The 17,151-nt window shown below is 40.8% G+C and carries 18 protein-coding genes; 4 read left to right on the forward strand and 14 right to left on the reverse strand.

Going from position 1 to position 17,151, the window contains the following annotated elements:
- Positions 1 to 3 precede the first annotated feature (3 nt).
- The 3 genes from JEY82_RS09095 (at position 4) to JEY82_RS09105 (ending at position 2,140) form a co-directional block, all read left to right on the forward strand.
- Positions 4 to 444, forward strand: a complete 441-nt coding sequence (locus tag JEY82_RS09095) for an exosortase system-associated protein, TIGR04073 family (RefSeq protein WP_304085110.1) — start codon at positions 4 to 6, stop codon at positions 442 to 444.
- A 127-nt stretch (positions 445 to 571) separates the two neighbouring features.
- Positions 572 to 1,387, forward strand: coding sequence for a thioredoxin domain-containing protein (locus JEY82_RS09100; RefSeq protein WP_304085111.1), 816 nt, complete (start codon positions 572 to 574; stop codon positions 1,385 to 1,387).
- A gap of 18 nt (positions 1,388 to 1,405) precedes the next feature.
- Positions 1,406 to 2,140 (forward strand): class I SAM-dependent methyltransferase, encoded by a 735-nt coding sequence (locus tag JEY82_RS09105; protein ID WP_304085112.1) that lies wholly within the window; start codon positions 1,406 to 1,408, stop codon positions 2,138 to 2,140.
- Here JEY82_RS09105 and larB read toward each other — a convergent pair whose 3' ends face one another.
- Genes larB through galE form a run of 3 tightly spaced genes read right to left on the reverse strand, consistent with a single transcriptional unit; the run spans position 2,141 to position 5,152 of the window.
- Positions 2,141 to 2,899 (reverse strand): nickel pincer cofactor biosynthesis protein LarB, encoded by a 759-nt coding sequence (larB, locus tag JEY82_RS09110; RefSeq protein WP_304085113.1) that lies wholly within the window; start codon positions 2,897 to 2,899, stop codon positions 2,141 to 2,143.
- Positions 2,886 to 4,112: a nickel pincer cofactor biosynthesis protein LarC gene (gene larC / locus JEY82_RS09115; protein ID WP_304085114.1), complete on the reverse strand. Its 1,227-nt coding sequence runs from the start codon at positions 4,110 to 4,112 to the stop codon at positions 2,886 to 2,888. Before larC ends, larB begins: the two co-directional genes overlap by 14 nt.
- Positions 4,113 to 4,156: 44 nt before the next feature.
- The gene (gene galE / locus JEY82_RS09120; protein ID WP_304085115.1) at positions 4,157 to 5,152 is read right to left on the reverse strand and encodes a UDP-glucose 4-epimerase GalE; all 996 of its coding nucleotides are present in this window, start codon (positions 5,150 to 5,152) and stop codon (positions 4,157 to 4,159) included.
- Positions 5,153 to 5,383: 231 nt separating this feature from the next.
- Between galE and JEY82_RS09125 the strand changes: the two genes are divergently transcribed.
- On the forward strand, positions 5,384 to 6,934 hold the full coding sequence (locus JEY82_RS09125; protein WP_304085116.1) for a DUF4139 domain-containing protein: 1,551 nt from the start codon (positions 5,384 to 5,386) through the stop codon (positions 6,932 to 6,934).
- 52 nt (positions 6,935 to 6,986) lie between these two features.
- Here the strand turns inward: JEY82_RS09125 and JEY82_RS09130 are convergent, their stop codons facing one another.
- The 11 genes from JEY82_RS09130 to JEY82_RS09180 form a co-directional block, all read right to left on the reverse strand.
- Complete coding sequence (locus tag JEY82_RS09130) at positions 6,987 to 8,264, reverse strand: OmpP1/FadL family transporter (protein ID WP_304085117.1); 1,278 nt, start codon at positions 8,262 to 8,264, stop codon at positions 6,987 to 6,989.
- A 313-nt stretch (positions 8,265 to 8,577) separates the two neighbouring features.
- Positions 8,578 to 9,321, reverse strand: a complete 744-nt coding sequence (locus JEY82_RS09135) for a TlyA family RNA methyltransferase (RefSeq protein WP_304085118.1) — start codon at positions 9,319 to 9,321, stop codon at positions 8,578 to 8,580.
- Complete coding sequence (thrC, locus tag JEY82_RS09140) at positions 9,322 to 10,773, reverse strand: threonine synthase (protein ID WP_304085119.1); 1,452 nt, start codon at positions 10,771 to 10,773, stop codon at positions 9,322 to 9,324.
- Between the two features lie 37 nt (positions 10,774 to 10,810).
- Positions 10,811 to 11,314, reverse strand: a complete 504-nt coding sequence (locus JEY82_RS09145; protein WP_304085120.1) for a DUF456 domain-containing protein — start codon at positions 11,312 to 11,314, stop codon at positions 10,811 to 10,813.
- A gap of 3 nt (positions 11,315 to 11,317) precedes the next feature.
- On the reverse strand, positions 11,318 to 12,616 hold the full coding sequence (locus tag JEY82_RS09150; protein WP_304085121.1) for a phenylacetate--CoA ligase family protein: 1,299 nt from the start codon (positions 12,614 to 12,616) through the stop codon (positions 11,318 to 11,320).
- Between the two features lie 56 nt (positions 12,617 to 12,672).
- Positions 12,673 to 14,103: a replicative DNA helicase gene (dnaB, locus tag JEY82_RS09155; protein ID WP_092161349.1), complete on the reverse strand. Its 1,431-nt coding sequence runs from the start codon at positions 14,101 to 14,103 to the stop codon at positions 12,673 to 12,675.
- The gene (gene rplI / locus JEY82_RS09160) at positions 14,075 to 14,569 is read right to left on the reverse strand and encodes a 50S ribosomal protein L9 (protein WP_304085122.1); all 495 of its coding nucleotides are present in this window, start codon (positions 14,567 to 14,569) and stop codon (positions 14,075 to 14,077) included. The genes dnaB and rplI overlap by 29 nt, the downstream gene beginning before the upstream one ends.
- Positions 14,570 to 14,581: 12 nt before the next feature.
- On the reverse strand, positions 14,582 to 14,842 hold the full coding sequence (gene rpsR / locus JEY82_RS09165) for a 30S ribosomal protein S18 (protein ID WP_092161352.1): 261 nt from the start codon (positions 14,840 to 14,842) through the stop codon (positions 14,582 to 14,584).
- A 2-nt stretch (positions 14,843 to 14,844) separates the two neighbouring features.
- The gene (rpsF, locus tag JEY82_RS09170; RefSeq protein WP_092161353.1) at positions 14,845 to 15,159 is read right to left on the reverse strand and encodes a 30S ribosomal protein S6; all 315 of its coding nucleotides are present in this window, start codon (positions 15,157 to 15,159) and stop codon (positions 14,845 to 14,847) included.
- A 175-nt stretch (positions 15,160 to 15,334) separates the two neighbouring features.
- Positions 15,335 to 16,099 carry an enoyl-ACP reductase gene (locus JEY82_RS09175; protein ID WP_304085123.1) on the reverse strand — a complete coding sequence of 255 codons (765 nt, stop codon included), beginning with the start codon at positions 16,097 to 16,099 and terminating at the stop codon, positions 15,335 to 15,337.
- Between the two features lie 143 nt (positions 16,100 to 16,242).
- The gene (locus JEY82_RS09180) at positions 16,243 to 17,145 is read right to left on the reverse strand and encodes a phosphoribosylaminoimidazolesuccinocarboxamide synthase (protein WP_304085124.1); all 903 of its coding nucleotides are present in this window, start codon (positions 17,143 to 17,145) and stop codon (positions 16,243 to 16,245) included.
- Positions 17,146 to 17,151 lie beyond the last annotated feature (6 nt).

Consider the following 17,151-nt stretch of genomic DNA (forward strand, 5'->3'; position numbering starts at 1 on the left):
AAAATGTACCAGTCTAAATGGTTTATAAAAACAATTCTCATAGCAATCAGTCTGTCGATGCTTATCCTTTGCGGCTGCTCCATGAAGTCAGATAACTATGTTGGAAGTCAGGATTCTTATGGCTCAAGAGTTTCACGTAAACTCGGGCGGGGAATGACTAATATAATAACTGCTCCGATTGAAATTCCAAATCAGGCTGTTAATATGTCTGCAGAAAGTGATGTCCCTGCTGAGCAATTGGCTGGATATTTTGGCGGTTTCATAACAGGGTTTGCGTATGGTACCGGAAGGGTTGTTTCCGGGATGTATGATATTGTTACTTCTCCTTTTGGTGGGCCTGCCGGTCCTACAATGGATGAGGAATTTATTTCGTCCGAATTTGCTGATAAAGTTGATGAGCGTAACGATAGTTATATGGATATTTCCAACATAGCTATGGATTGATTTGTGTAGTTTTTAATTACTCAATTATTCTCTTGCTAGACAAAGTTATTTAAAAATTTAACCCTCCACAGGATTTTCCGTTGGAGGGTTTTTATTTGTATTTATTCCAAAGAGATGAAGGATTAATATGTTAAAGAATACGGCGCTTTTTATCGTATTGGTAATGTTTGCATCGGGCTGCGTTAGCAAACAGGGATTAAAAGAACAGATTGCTCAAGTCATAAAGGATAATCCGCAGATTGTTTTAGATGCTATGCGCGAAAATAATATTGAGCTTCTTACAATCGTAGAAAGCGGTATTGATTCGAGGAGCGAGTTGAATCGTAGAGAGAAATTTCAAGCTGAAATTGATAATCCTCTTAACCCTGTTATTTCTCCTGATAGAGCAAGCATTGGTAATCCTGAAGCCCTTGTTACCATTGTTGAATATTCCGATTTTCTTTGCCCTTATTGTAGTAAAGGTGCAAAAGTTGCGCGGGATCTTGTCGCCAGTAATCCCAATAAATACAGATTGATATATAAACATCTTCCTCTGCATGAGGAATCTAAAAAACTTGCGGCTGTTTATGAGGCCATTGCTCTTTTAGATAAAGAAAAAGCATTCAAATTTCATGATGTCGCGTTTGAAATGCAAAAAAGCCTGTATAACGATAGTAATGGAAAAATCTTAGGCAAGATTTTGCTCGATCTTGATATTGATCTTAATGAGTTAGAGAAGGTTTTGAAATCTAAAAAAATTGTTGAAAATCTTGCCGGAGACAAAGCAGAAGCCAAATCGTTTGGATTTGATGCAACTCCTACTTTTCTCGTCAATGGTGTATCAATTCGCGGCTATGTTCCTGCTGATAAATTCGAATCGATAATTGGGTTTATTTTGGAAAAAAGTCCCAAAAAAGAAGCTGATGATGGCGAAGTTTGTGAAGATTGTCTGAATAAAATGTAATTTTTGTAGAGAAATAAAATGAGAGATGTAACCAACATTGTTGACCCTCCAGAAGATTTGCATATTTGTTTCGGAGGGGGAGATTTTCGTAAAATCGGTCAAAAAATGATTACCCTTTGTAAGGATCAGTTAGAGCTTGCTCCGAATGAGAAAGTTTTGGATATTGGTTGCGGAGTTGGAAGACTTGCTTTCCCCTTGCTGGAATATTTGAATGAAAGTGGCAGGTACGAAGGTTTTGATACTTTTCCGGCCGGTGTTAAATGGTGTTCTGAAAACATTACTCCTGAATTTCCAAATTTTAATTTTCAACAAGTTGATATTTTTAATACAACCTATAATCCATACGCTCAGACGAAAGCCTCTGAATTCATTTTTCCCTATGGTGATAACACTTTTGACCTCGTGTTGTTGAATTCTGTTTTCACTCATATGATGCCTGATGATATCATTAATTATCTGTCTGAAATCGATAGAGTTTTAAATGATAAGGGTAGAGTGTTCGTGACATTTTTTCTGATCAATAAAGAGTCTCTTGAATTGATGAATCTAGGAAAAAGTGTTCATGATTTCCATAAGTTCGGAGTTTTTTATACCGCAGATCCCAAAGAGCCGATGGACGCTGTAGGGTATGATGAGCAGTTCGTATTTAATCTATTTGAGAAGCATAATTTTAAAATTAAAGAAGTCATGTACGGAAATTGGAGTGGCATAAAATCTGGCAATCATCAGGATATTGTGCTGCTTACACGATGATTATTTTTTGCCATGAACTTTTCTGTTTATAAGGTGAGCTGACACTCCGCCTCCGAATCCGTTATCTATATTTACAACGCTTACGCCAGGCACACAGCTATTCAGCATGGAGAGCAGTGTTGTCATTCCTCCAAGGTTTGCGCCATATCCTACGCTTGTCGGCACAGCGATAACCGGAGCTGAAACCAGCCCGCCCACTACCGTTACAAGCGCTCCTTCCATTCCTGCGACAACAACAATAGCGTTGGCGTTGCGTAATGTATCAAGGTACGGGAAAAGTCTGTGAATTCCCGCAGCTCCGACATCGTATATCCGTTCAACACGATTGCCCATAAGTTCTGCAGTGACTGCGGCTTCTTCTGCAACTCTGATGTCCGAGGTTCCGCCGGTTACAATTGCTATACCTTCAAGTTTATCCTGTTCAACTATATTGACTGCGATGATAGACGCATCCTTATAGTAATTTGCTTCAGGAAGTTCTTTCAATATAAGTTGAGCTTGATCATTTGAAACTCTGGTAAAAATGCACAGACCTGTCATTTTTGCAGCGGCTTTGCATATGGATTGTAAATGTTCGGGGATTTTGCCCGGGCAAAAGATTACTTCTTCAACTCCGCATCTAAGCCCGCGATGAGTATCAAGCTTTGCACAACCTAAATCTTTATAAGGAAGCTGTGAAATTGTTTCCAGAATTTCAGAATCATCTATCTGACCATTTTTATAAAGTTGAAGCAGCTTAATCAGCTCAATCTCGCTCATTAGAATCCTTTATGGGTAAGAAGCACTGTCGCTTAACTTCTTCTGAAATTATGCGTGGAGACAATCCGGTTTGTTTTGAAATTTCTATTAAATCATCAAACTCAGGTTTTCTACTGATCAAATGTTGATCAAATGTAGATATTTTAATTCTTATTGGATATTTTGTGTCGTTTATTTCAACTTTGTATTTATCAACTTTTCGTTCCGCCATAAATCTATCAACTGCACGGGTGCGAACTCCGATAGAACCGGTTTGCTGCATTAGCTTGCAGCTCATTTCTCTTTCTTCTCCCGGGACGCATAGAACTGAAACGAGGTGTGCCGGGCGGTTCTTCTTGCCTGTTGCGGGTGTGATGTAGGCATCGAGAGCGCCAGCGTCAAGCATCTCGTTTAGTGCGTGTCCTAAAATTTCTCCGCTTGCATCATCAATCAAAGTTTCAAGTAAAATTGCTTGTTCAATGTTTTCGCAGGATGAAATGTTTTCAATAATTCTTATGATATTAGGAGATGATTCTAATTCCGCATTTCCGGCTCCCTGTCCTGTTTTGAGAGGGGTGGACGTTGGATAAATTTTTATAAAGTCATCTACGATACAGGCGAGCAGAGCAACTCCAGTCGGGGTGGCAAGTTCAAATTTTTCAGTTGAAGAAGCTATTGGAATTGCTCTTTTGCATAAAATTTCCAAAGTAGCAGGCGCCGGAGAAGGAATTTTTCCGTGATCCATCGAAATAATACCATTGCCGACAGCAACAGGCAGGCATGAAATTTGTCCGTCCATAAATTCGTACTTATCCAAAAGCCACAGAACTCCGGCAATATCTATAACTGTATCAACAGAACCTACTTCGTGCAGATGATAATGCCCTTCGTGAACCGCCGATTCGGCCTCTGCAAGTACGGATATGACCTCGAGTCCTTTATCTATAACTGTCGGACTCATTTCCATGAAATTGGAGATGTTTTTGAAAGCTCTTGCAAGATCTTCTGCTGACGCGAAGCGCTCACCTTTGAGTCCTATGTCCATTTTAATAGCCCCGATTCCCATGGAAGTGGTGTGGAGGGCTTTAATGGACGCTGTGCAATGAGTTAGTTCGCAAACAGCTTTACTCAGTAGAGGAAGGCATTCCTGATCTCCTGTAAGGTCAAGTAGAGCGGATAAGAGCATGTCTCCGGCAACTCCGGCCATTCTTGGATCAATTAATAAAGATTTCATTTTTAGCCCTCAGCAACTGACTGGTAAATCAGTAGAGTTAAAAATTAAAAAGCAGGGTTTTTATGCCAGCGATATGCTGTTTCAATGATTTCACGAAGATCACCATATCGCGGTTTCCAGTTTAGCAGTTTGTGTGCTTTAGAGCTGTCGGCAACTAATCTTGGAGAGTCTCCGTCTCGTTTTGGTTCAAATTCGTATGGAATTTTTCTGCCAATGACATCTCCCGCTGTGTTTATTACATCCAGAACACTAAAGCCGTTTCCGTTACCCAGATTGAAAGAGTGTGCTCCCTGCGATGTTTCGAGAAATTTTAAAGCAGCAAGGTGAGCTTCGCATAAATCCTGAATATGAATATAATCTCTCACGCAGGTTCCATCTGGAGTCGGGTAATCGTTGCCATATATTTTGAGTTTGCGGCCCTGATCAATGCTGCTTAGCAATATGTTGGGAATGAGATGTGTTTCCGGGCGATGAGCTTCACCTATGAGTGCATCGGGGTGAGCCCCGGCAGCATTGAAGTATCTGAAACTTACGGAGTTTAAATCATACGCTTTGGCATAATCTTCAAGTATTTCTTCCGTGTATAGTTTTGTTCTGCCATATGGGTTAAGCGGAGCAAGTGGGTGGTTTTCGGTAATTAGGTCCATAACAGGCTCACCGTAAACTGCGGCTGATGATGAAAAGACAAATTTATCTACACCATTATTACGCATGGCCTGCAATAAATTTAAAGTTCCAGTGACGTTGTTATCATAATATTGAAAGGGGTGTTTAACGGAGTCGCTAACTACAATCAGGCCGGAAAAATGGAATACAGCATTAAATTTTTTTGAGCTTAAAGCTTTTTCAAGATCAGCCTGGTTTCGCAAATCACCCTGTATAAAATCGCCCCATTTTAGAGCTTTGGAGTATCCTGTAGAAAGGTTGTCAAATACTGTGACTTCGTGACCGTGATCACTCAGCATTCTAGACATATGTGACCCGATATATCCGGCTCCGCCGCATACCAACAGGGATAGTTTGTTTTTATTGTTATCCATTACGTTTCCGTGAGTTTGTAATTATTAATGCATGTTATCTTTTTGATTATTTAATAAATATTAGAATTTGTCGAGTACGTCTGGATTAAATATATTTAAAATAATAGGGGTGAAGTTTCAAAATAATAAAAAGCTTAACTTAGATTAGGTCAAATAGTAATCTTTGTTTAATTGCTATGGATTATTTGATATGATGATGGTTCTTGGTCACCTATAAAAGAGGATGATAAATTGTTAAAAAAAATAATGCTGTTTATTTTTATGATTTTGATAACATCAAGCGGACATGCTGTTGCTTCGAACGATAGAGTCGTTTTCTATCCTTCCGGTGCGGATATTTCAAGATTGATTCATGCTGATATAACAGCAGGGAATAATGTTGATAGCTTTGGGCGGACTGTAACATTTATTCTGCCGGGGCAGGCTCTGCCGGATACATTTTCAATTACACCTGTAACGAAAGAGGTCGTAATTAATGATGTTTCTTGGACTCGGGATGATTTGACCCTGTCTCCTGCGGCTGTCGATCTTGGAAAAAAAATTGATTTGCTTAAATCAAAATTGATGGCAGTAAAAGCTCAAATTAAAGCTGTTGAAGGTGGTATTCTTTTTTGGAATGAAAGAGGTAAAATTCAACAAACTAAAGTCGGTGAAGTTGATAAGATTGCTGATCTAGTCGTTTCAAATCTTACAAGGTTATATAATCAATCTGTAAAATTAGAATCACAAAGTAAGGATATTTCATCTCTGATAAATGAGTTGAATAGAAAGATTAAGGAAATTTCCGGGCCGGGCAAAAGTCGCTGGATTGTTAAAGTATCAGTGGCTGCAAGCGGTAATAAAAGTGCAGATTTCAAAATTAATTACATGCTTCGAAATTGCGGATGGAGACCTAAATATAAGCTTGACGGGTATCCTGACCAGAAGAAAGTTGAGTTCTCATTTGATGCTGAAATATGGCAGTCCAGCGGAATGGATTTCAAGAATTTTAATGTAGCACTTGCAACAGTTAAAGAACGTTCCAGAATTTATCCCCCTGAATTACGTCGTTGGAAGATAGCTCCGAAGCGTCCAGATATGCCGGAACCGGCTAAGTATGCACGTTCAATGAAGGTTATGGAATCATCTGTTCAAATGAATGATGCTGTAGCTGCAAATGCACCTTTACAAATTAAAAAATCAACTTATTCAATATGGGAACTTGGCACTAAGACTATCGTTGCCGGACCTGCGCGAAAGTATGCAATTTCAAATGAAAGCTGGGATGCTGAGTATTCTTTCCTGTCGCGACCTTCGGCGACTCCTGATGTTTTTGTTTCTGCTAAAATGAAACTCATTGACGCAAAAGATTTCCCCACAGGGCAGGCATTGGTATTAATGGAAGGAGCTATGATAGGGAAAATGAAATTTTCCTTTTTTGGTAAGGATAAAACATTATTCTTCGGGGCTGATCCTTTGCTTAAGGCAGAACGCAAAACTCTTGAGAAGTATTCAGGAGAAAAAGGAGTGTTTGGATCAAAGCAGACATATAATTGGAAGTATCTAATAACCTTGTCTAATTCCAGAAAAAATCCGGTTATGATAAAAGTTCAGGAACCGGCTCCATTTACCGGTGATAAGCGGATCAAGCTAAGTGATTCGGCTGAGCCTAAAGCTGTCGTCAAAGATAATAATTTTGAGTGGGATATAACTGTTCCAGCGAGCCAAAAGGCAGAAGTTCAATACGGTGTAGACTTGAATGCGCCAGAGGATATGATAATTGATTTTGGACTTGGCAGATAAAATAAAAAACCCGTTTCGCTAGAAACGGGTTTTTTATTAAACAAATTGAAAATTAGAAATTGTAACCGAGACTTAGACCTACAATGTGTGTAAGTCCGTTTGCGGTTTTAGTGTCAAGAACTCCGGTTCCCGGTCTGGCTGCGATTGTGCGGTCTTTCATCCAGAGGTACATGTAAGAGACATCAACAACAAAGTTGTCAAATTTATACCCTAAACCGGTAGATACTATCTGGCGATCATTTGAAGGCAGCATGTAATCTTCATATCCTTCGCGGATAGGGCTCTGATCATAAACATAACCGACTCTAAGAGCTAGATCTTCGATTGGGAGATATTCAACACCAAACTGGAATCTCCAGACATCTTCCCATTTTTTTTCAGCAATATAATTCTTTATGCCAATAGAATTAGTCTTTGCAAAGTCGTAGCTAATATCACTGTAAGCACTCCATTCAGAGTAAATAGCATCAGCTTCAAAGCTAAGGTTTGTAAGTGGTTTGTATTCTAAACCGAATGAAAATGTATTTGGTGTATTCATTGACATTGTAATGTCATTGTCATTGAACCTTGTTGCAGTGCTAATTCCTGTAGGAACATTGTAGCTTGCAGATCCTGTCGCGTGATGAATCATTTTGCTGCGGTATGAAAAGCCGATAGCCCACTGATCATTTGGTGTAACTCGTATGCCGGCGTTGAAGCCGGGTGTTATATTGTCGACTATGATGCGCTGATCAACGTCGGTTGCGGTATTTTTTGTGCCTGTGGGGTCAAATTTTTTACGAAGGTCAGCCCTTACGTACATAAGTTCAAAACCAGCAGCTATAGAAATATATTTGTTAATTTTATAAGCCATATTCGGATTAACAGAAAAACTGTTTATCTCGGTGTCATATGAAGAGTATCTTCCGCTCCAGTCTTCGTCGAAAGAAGTGCCGAGACCGTAACGTGAAAATGAGCCGACACCAAACCAAAGGCTGTCGTTAACCTGATGAGTAAAGTAAGCATGTGGTGGAACGAATACTTTTTTGTTGATGCTTTCTTTTTTGCTATTACCATTATAGCTGGTAGTCACATCATTTGAAGGTGCAATTGTTGAAATTCCGGCTAGTACCTGAGTTCCTAGAAGCTGCGTAATACCTGCAGGGTTCCATGCTAGGGCAGAAGGATCATCTGCTTTGGCAACCATTGCTCCCCCAAGAGCATTGCCTCGTGCACTCCATTCGTACAATGCAAATCCTGCTGCTTCAGCTTTAGTACATATGCTGGAAGACAGCATTAGTCCTATCATAATCAGTAGTACACTTACGCATACTGTAAATTTGTTCTTCATACAAACTCCTTAAAGCGAAATACATACAACTTATCAAGTAAGTTATATAATGATATCATCATTCTCCATAGTTTAAGCGGTTATTTAACTATCTTGGTTGATAATATATGTAAAGAAAATTAAATGTATCTACTGTTTATATTAAGTGTTCACTAGTATAATGTATTTATTATACATGTGTGTATGTTTATTAGTTGCAGTGTGCTGCTTAATAGTTTGCGTTAAACTAATTTTATAATAATATTTTGCTGTGTTTTGTTATAAAAAAAGGCAGCCGGATGGGCTGCCTTTTAAGAAGTTATTCTTAGGAATGTTATTTTATAAAGTAAGCAAGATATTCTTGATTCCCTTTTGGTCCTTTAATGCTTGAAGGAACAAGTCCTTTAAGTATTAAATGAAGCTCAGAAGCTGCAAAATTAACGATCATATCTACAGCCTGCTGTCTGAGGGATTCATCACGCACTATTCCTTTGTCTGTTTGTCCCGGACCAACTTCGAATTGAGGTTTAATCAGGCAAACAATTTCTCCGGTATTTTTTAAAAAACGCACCAGAGCAGGAAGTACTTTTGTTAAAGAAATGAAAGAAACATCACAAACAACAAGATCGACTTCTTCGGGAATAAGATCTTTTTCAGCATGTCGTAAATTGACTCTTTCCAAGTTAATTACGCGTTCATCCTTCTGAAGTTTCCAGTGCAGTTGTCCGTAACCAACATCAGCTGCATAGACTTTAAGCGCCCCGAATTGAAGCATGCAGTCTGTGAATCCGCCTGTTGAGGCTCCTGCGTCAAGAGCGACTTTACCTTTTGGATCAAGTCCTAGTTCTTCTATGGCCGTCAGCAGTTTATATCCGCCTCGGCTGACAAATCTATCTTTGTCCTTCACAACAATTTCTAAATCGGGGTCGAGCTGCATCCCTGGTTTTGTTATGGGCAGCTTTTGGCCGTTTTGAAGAAAGTGAGCTTGTCCCGCCATGATCATCCGTTTAGCCTGCTCGCGACTTTCAGAAAGTCCCTGAGAGAAAAGCATTTGATCTGCACGTTCCTTTTTAGCCACTTATTTTTTCTCCAGACCAAGCATAGCTACGACATTGCCGGCAGCTTTTGAGATGTAATCAGCTTCTGACATAGAATCTTTCAACTTAGCTTCAATAACAAGTTCAGGAGAATTTGATTTGGATGAATCAGGTGTAACTTCGTATTCGGCTGGGAAAGTGTTTTGATAGTACATGTCTTGAAATCCGACAAACTTGAGCTGATGAGCAGTAGAATCAAGTATAGCTGATTCATTTTCATTGATAAGTCCAAGCTCTTTAGCTCTGATGAGACCGGCAAGACATTCTCCGCCCTGAGTACAAGCAATGTGACCATTTGCATTGGCTAGAAGCATACTGTCCATAATGAGCTGTTCGGAGACCTGAACAACCTGAAAGGATGTTTTGCCACCGATAGCTTCATATTTATCTGCAAAGTATTTTACTCTCGGAAATGAAACGGGGTTACCTATCATTGCGGCCTGTGCAACTGAAGGCTGTACAGTGACAGGTTTGTATTCACGTTCTTTTGGATCATCAACAGAGTAGTAGCGGTAGACAGGGTCTGCATGTGCAGACTGAACACCAAAAATTCGAGGTAACTCTTTAATAATATCGAGGTCATAAAGTTTCAGGAAACCGGCCATAATGGCTGTGACATTTCCGGCATTACCGATTGGGACAAAAATACATTTGTCTTTCAGATCCCAGTCATACCATTGAGCAACCTCAAAGGCGTACGATTCCTGACCAAGAATTCTCCATGAATTCTTGGAGTTGAGCAGGGCGACTCTGTAATTGTCTGCCAGATGTTCAACGACTTTCATACAGTCATCAAAAACTCCGGGAACTTCGAGAACTTTCGCGCCGCTTCCAAGGGGCTGAGCAAGCTGCTGGGGAGTAACTTTACCTTCTGGAAGAATAACTACGGATTTAACAGGGCCGCCAATATATGAGGCATAAAGAGCTGCTGCGGCGGAAGTGTCACCTGTTGAAGCACAGACTGTGAGAATTTCGTCCCAATTGTTTTTCGCGAGAAGGGCATTGATATAGCTGAAAGCACAAGCCATCCCTCTATCTTTGAAAGATGCGCTCGGATTTTGACCGTCATTTTTATAAGCGGTTTTAATCCCGACAATTTTATTTAAATTTGTATTTGAAGCGACAATAGGAGTGTTCCCTTCACCGAGAAATAAAATATCTTTTTCTTCGATAACTGGAGCGAACAGCTCATAGAATCTAAAAATACCCCGGAGGCTGTCTTTTTTTGTAGCTGTACGGGCATCAAATAAGTCACGCCATTCCTGACCGCTGGTTTTCTTTAATTCGTCAAATGTGAGATCTTGAAGAATGAAAACAGAGCCGCATTTGGGGCAGGTGTAATATAATTCGTCGATTCCGTAATGCTGTCCACAACCGAGACAGTGATATTCCATCTTTCCCCTGTATTCAGGGAATGTGTTAGCTTGAGACATAAATTCCTCCGCGAAGTTTCATAAAAAGCGGTAAATATTAAGAAGGCCAGATTTTAGGGATGCTCATGGTGAACATCCACACACCGAGACTGACCTTGATTGCCAACCCGAATGCTTTGCCCCAGAAGGCACCCCATGCGGAGTGCTGGGCTTCAGCAAAAGATCTGCCGTGTGAAAGCTCAAGAACAAGGCAACCTCCGAATGACCCCAGGAGGGCCCCGGGAAGTGCTCCGAGTCCAAAGAAAAAAGGTGCTCCTAATATTGCACCGGCTATTGCGCCGATGAATGCACCCAAGCTGCCTCTACCGGTAGCTCCGTATTTCTTTCCACCGAAGTACTGTGCTGCAAATTCTAAAATTTCACCGATAAGCGCGATTACAGCTAAAATCGAAATGAAGTTCCAGCTCATTGTCTCAGGCAGAAATATTTTCCAACCTATGACAAAAGCGAGTAGAATCCAGTTCGCAGGCAGTCCAAATATATGCAGAGCTAAAGAGCAAAGCATTAGCAGAATCACCAGCACTGCCAAGGCTGTAATCATTTTCTAATTCTCAACTTCTCTGAGGTCTATAACTCTTTGAGCTTTACCTTCAGATTTAGGGATAGAATTGCGCTGAACTAGTTCTACTCTTGGTGTAACAAGAATTTCATCTCTCAGCTTGGCGGCAATACGTTTCTGTAATCCTTGCAATACTCTCATATCTTCAACAAAAAATTGATCTTTAATTTCAACTTTAACTTTAATCTGGTCAATAAACCCTTCTCTGAAGAGTTCAATGACATAGTTTTGTCCGACTTCAGGCATCGCCATAACTATTTTTTCGATTTGCATGGGGTAAATATTAACACCCTTGATGATGAGCATGTCATCGGCGCGACCGACAATTCTGTCAATGCGTCGAGAGGTTCTACCGCATTTGCACTGACCGGGAACGAAACGGGTCAAGTCTCTGGTTCTGTAGCGAATGATAGGCATGCCTTCGCGAGTAAGCGTTGTCATTACCAGTTCGCCGATTTCGCCTTCAGCAACATGTTCCCCGGTTTCAGGGTTAATAATTTCAGCGATATATGAGTCTTCCCACACGTGCATCCCTTTTTGTTCGGTACACTCGAAAGCAACACCCGGGCCGTTCATTTCAGAGAGGCCGTAAGAATTGTAAGCTTTAATGTGCAGGAGTTCTTCAATCTTTTGTCTGGTGTGTTCTGTGTGAGGCTCGGCTCCGATAAGAGCAATTTTCCACGGCATTTCTGCGGGATCGTATCCTTCTTCTCTAACTTTGCCGGCAAAATAGAGAGCAAAGGAGGGGATAATATGCAGGGCGGTAACATTAAAATCGCGGATAAGTTTAATCTGTCGTTTGGTGTTGCCTGCTCCTGCCGGAACGGTCAAACAACCAAGACGTTCAGAACCGTAATGAATTCCGAGACCACCGGTGAAAAGTCCATAACCTGACATATTTTGCAGAACGTCAGACCGTCTCACTCCAACTGCGTACATCGAGCGGGCCATAAGGTCAGCCCAGGTATCAAGGTCTTTTTGAGTATAAAAAACAGCAGTGGGCGTTCCGGTTGTTCCGGAGGAAGCATGAAGACGAACAAATTCATCAAGAGGTTTTGTAAGCAGTCCGTATGGATATTGAGAACGAAGGTCGTCTTTTGTGGTAAAAGGTAACCTTTTTATATCATCAACAGTTTTAATGATGGAGGAATCGATGTTATTTTTTTTGAAAGATTCACGGTAATACGGAGATTTAGCGGCTTGCTCGATGGTTTTCCTTAGTCTTTCGGCTTGGAGTTTTTCCAATTCACTTCTATCGAGCACTTCCGCTTTATCGAAATACATTTTATTTCTCCCGCTAATTGTTTTTCAGTGATTCTCGTCTTTTGTAATAGCTTCGATTAATCATCGCCATACTCAGACGGATAAGGCTCTGCAGCAAGGTTTTCGAAGGCTGTATAGTTGCCGAAAAAGGCTAACTCTACAATACCGGTAGGACCGTTACGTTGCTTACCGATAATAACTTCGGCCTTGTTGTTAATAGGCTTGTCTTCTTTTTTGTTATAAAAATCTTCACGATAGAGGAATAGGATAATATCAGCATCCTGTTCAATCGCACCTGATTCACGTAAGTCAGACATCATAGGTCTTTTGTCTGTACGTTCTTCAACTTTGCGGTTCAGCTGAGACAGTGCAAGAACTGGTATTTTCAATTCTTTGGCTAACGCTTTTAATGATCGTGAAATATCAGAAATTTCTTGCTCACGTGAGTCAGTACGCGCACTGGAACGCATGAGCTGGAGGTAATCCACCATTACCAGACCCAGATTGTGCTGTGATTTTAGCCTTCTGCATCTGGCTCTTAATTCCATAGTGGAAAGAGATGGAGTATCATCAATAAATATAGGTGCTTCTGTCAAGTCCTGAGCAGCTTCATAAAGCTTTGCCCAGTCCTCATCATCAAGTTGTCCTGTTCTGAGTCTGGAAAGATCTACTTTTCCATGGCAGGCAAGCATCCTTGTCATAAGCTGCCCCATAGCCATTTCAAGGGAGAATACAGCTGTAGGGACTCCGCTGTGAAGAGCTGCGCGCATAGCGACGTTCAACGCAAAAGCGGTTTTACCCATACTTGGGCGTCCGGCAATAATGACAAGTTCAGAGTTTTGAAGTCCTGCCGTCATTTCATCAAATTTGGTGTATGTAGTCGGGATGCCGGTTACTAGAGATTTTTGTTCAACTCTAATTTCAAGTTCTTTGAAAACTTCTTTTATAAGCTCTTTACTGCTTTTAATGGTGGTAGTTTTTTTGGCGTCTGTAATTTCAAAGATTGCTTGTTCTGAATGATCAAGCAGTTCTTTAACGTTCTGTGCTTCAAAGCTATCGGTGATGATTGAAGCTGCAGCATCAATCAGGCTTCGCTGGATCTTTTTTTCAGCTACAATTTCGGCATGATGGAGTGCATTTGCCGCACTTATAACAGAATTAGCAAGGTCGGCCAGGTAAACAGGGCCACCGACAGTATCAATTTTACCGGTACTGGTAAGGTACTCGTTGACGGTGACAATATCTATAGGAGCGTTTTTGGCATACAGAGCTTCGAAAGCTTTGAAAATTTCATGATGGGAAGGAGAGTAAAAATCGTCAGAATGAACGATGTCAACGAGATCGTTGAATATAGAGTTGCTTAAAAAAACTCCGCCCAACACAGCCTGTTCTGCTTCCAGATTGTGAGGTGGTACTTTCCGTAAAAGATCAGACGGAGCATCTGATGATGCTCCGTCTGAATTGTAATTAGAGCCGGGCTTACGCCTCTTCTGCTTCTGATTCTGCAGTTTCTTCTTCTTCCATCATCTGACCGGGTTTAGCAACGGTCAGTTTAATTTCACCGCGAACTTCGGGGTGAAGTTTAACTTCGATAGTGAAAGTTCCCAGTGAACGAATAGGATCAGACAACAGAATTTTTCTGCGGTCGAGATCAAATCCCTGTTCAGCAAGAGCTTCAGCAACGTTTGCTGCGGTAACGGAACCGTAAAGTTTGTCACCTTCACCAACACGAACTTCGACTTTGACTTCGACTTCTGCAAGTCTGTCTCTAAGTCCTTCAGCCTGTGTACGAAGATTATCAGCCTGTTCCTGAAGCTTTCTTTTTTCAAGCTCGAACTGCTTGAGATTAGCTGCAGAAGCTGGCATAGCAAAGCCCTGAGGAATCAAATAGTTGCGACCGTAACCGGCTTTAACTGAAACGATATCTCCAAGACGTCCAAGAGAGTCTATATCGGCACGTAAAATAAGTTTCATATCATCGTCCCCCTAGAAGCTCTTTTTCTTAACATCAGTGCTATGCACAGTTGTATAAAGCATGAGAGCCATCTGCCTGGAACGTTTGATTTCAGTAGTAAGGCGGCGCTGATGTTTTGCACAAGTACCAGTAATTCTGCGGGCAATAATTTTGCCGCGCTCGGTAACAAAGTCCTTAAGAATGTCAGGACGTTTATAATCGAGAGGAAGAGCTTTATCTGCGCAGAAACGACAGAACTTCCTTTTTGGTGTGAATTTTTTCTTGAATGCCATGATTATGCTTCCTCCTGTACCAATGCTTTATCTTCAAGTTTAACTGTAACAAACTTGAAAATTCCGTCAGTGATACGAATATTGCGTTCGAGTTCTGCAACCAATGGTGCTGGCGCATTGAAAACTACACGAACGTAGTACCCACGGGACTGATTCTGGACAGGGTAAGCCAACTGGCGAGATCCCCAATCGTCTACTTCTTCTAGCTTGCCGCCTTCACGTTCGATGATGGCAACAACTCCTTCAACGATGTCCTTGCGGCTGTCGCTCGCAAGCTCGGGGCTTAAAAGCAAGAGTGCTTCGTACTTTCTGAGCATTAAAAAAACCTCCTTATGGTCTATGGCCCTTTCCTTAATATTAGGGCAAGGCGAAAGAAAGGATGACTAGTCCCTTTCTGAGCTTCTGTCAAGTTTTGAGCATTTATAATAAAATATAAAACTGGAAACGATACTACCGATTCCAGCTTTATATTTACATTTTGTTTTAAAAAAATTAAATTCCCATGATGTTATAGCCGCAGTCAACGAAGAGAACTTCGCCTGTAACTCCGCTGGATAAATCAGAGGCTAAATATGTTGCTGTTTTTCCAACTTCTTCGGTAGTTACATTCTTATGAAGAGGAGCACGTTCCTCGATATGAGAAAAAATACTCTTGAAGCCGGAAATACCGGAGGAAGCCAATGTTTTAATTGGTCCGGCGCTTAAAGCATTTACTCTGACCCCTTTGTGTCCCATATCGCATGCAAGGTAGCGAACGCTGGCTTCAAGAGCTGCTTTTGCTACACCCATTACGTTATAGTTGGTAATGACTTTAGAAGAACCGAGGTAAGTCATAGCCATAACAGATGAACCGGGATTCATGATGGGTTCAAAGGCGTTACATAGCGTGACAAGTGAGTATGCTGAAACGTCAAGCGCAAGGTGAAAACCGTCACGTGATGTTTCGATGTAACGTTTTTTCAAGTCATCGCGATTTGCAAAAGCAACAGAGTGGACTAGGATATCAACGTCTCCCCACTGTTCTTTTACAAATTCAGCTGATTTAGCTACGTCATCATCATTGCTAACATCACAAGGGAATATAAATTCTCCGCCAAGTTCTTCACTGATAGGCTCAACGCGTTTTTTTATCGCATCATTAACATAACTGAAAGCAAGTTTTGCACCTTGCTTTTTGAATTGTTCAGCAATTCCATAGGCAATACTTTTTTCATTTGCCACGCCGAAAATAAGAGCTTTTTTTCCTTCCAGCAGCATTAATTACTCCTTGTAGATAAAAGATATAAATCTGCAGACAGGGCAGTAAAACCAATGACGTAATCGGGAATAAAGTGTTTATTCCTACGTCAGTTTTGATAGTTGTTAAGCTTCTGTCGAATTAAATTATTAATTATAAGTTTTTAAGCATCAAGTTCAGAACTGGTCAAGAGCTTAAACGCTTCAAGATACTTTTCGCGTGTTTTTGACGCAATATTTTCCGGAATTTCAGGAGCAGGAGGCTGCTTATTGAAATTGATATCTGTCAGCCAGTCACGCAGGAACTGTTTATCGAAGCTCGGCTGAGACTGTCCAGCTTTATAACCTTCAACGGGCCAAAATCTTGAAGAATCAGGAGTAAGAACTTCATCAATTATAATGAGTTCGTCACCTATAAGACCGAATTCAAATTTTGTATCAGCTATGATTATGCCGCGTTTCCGAGCATAATCTCTAGCACGGTGATAGATTGACAGAGTTACATCTTGAACTTTTTCAAGCAAATCGCTGCCGAGCATTTCCATTGCTTTATCAACTGTGATGTTTTCATCATGTTCACCTAAGTCTGCTTTTGTAGACGGAGTGAACAGTGGATGTTCAAGCATATCTGATTCTTTGAGTCCTTCAGGAAGAGCATGGCCGGACACTTTTCCAGTGGCGAGATAATCTTTCCATCCGGAACCTGTGATGTAGCCGCGAACAATACATTCAATCGGAAGTGGTTTAGCTCTTTTTACTAAAACACTTCGTCCTTGAAGTTGATCTTTGTATTTATGCAGAACTTCAGGATAGTTATCAACATTTGAAGCAATAAGGTGATTAGGAATAATATCCTTGCACATTTCCATCCAGAATAAAGTAATCTGGTTTAGGATTTTACCCTTATCTTCAATGGGGTTAGGCATAATTACGTCATATGCGGATATTCTGTCGGTCGTAATGATCAGCAGAGTTTCAGCATCAACTTCATAAATATCACGTACTTTCCCTCTGGAGAGAAGTTTCAGTTCTTTGATATCTGTTTCAATGAGATGGTTTTTAGACATTTGAGT

It is taken from the genome of Maridesulfovibrio ferrireducens (genome assembly GCF_016342405.1).
Classification (GTDB): Bacteria; Desulfobacterota; Desulfovibrionia; order Desulfovibrionales; family Desulfovibrionaceae; genus Maridesulfovibrio; species Maridesulfovibrio ferrireducens_A.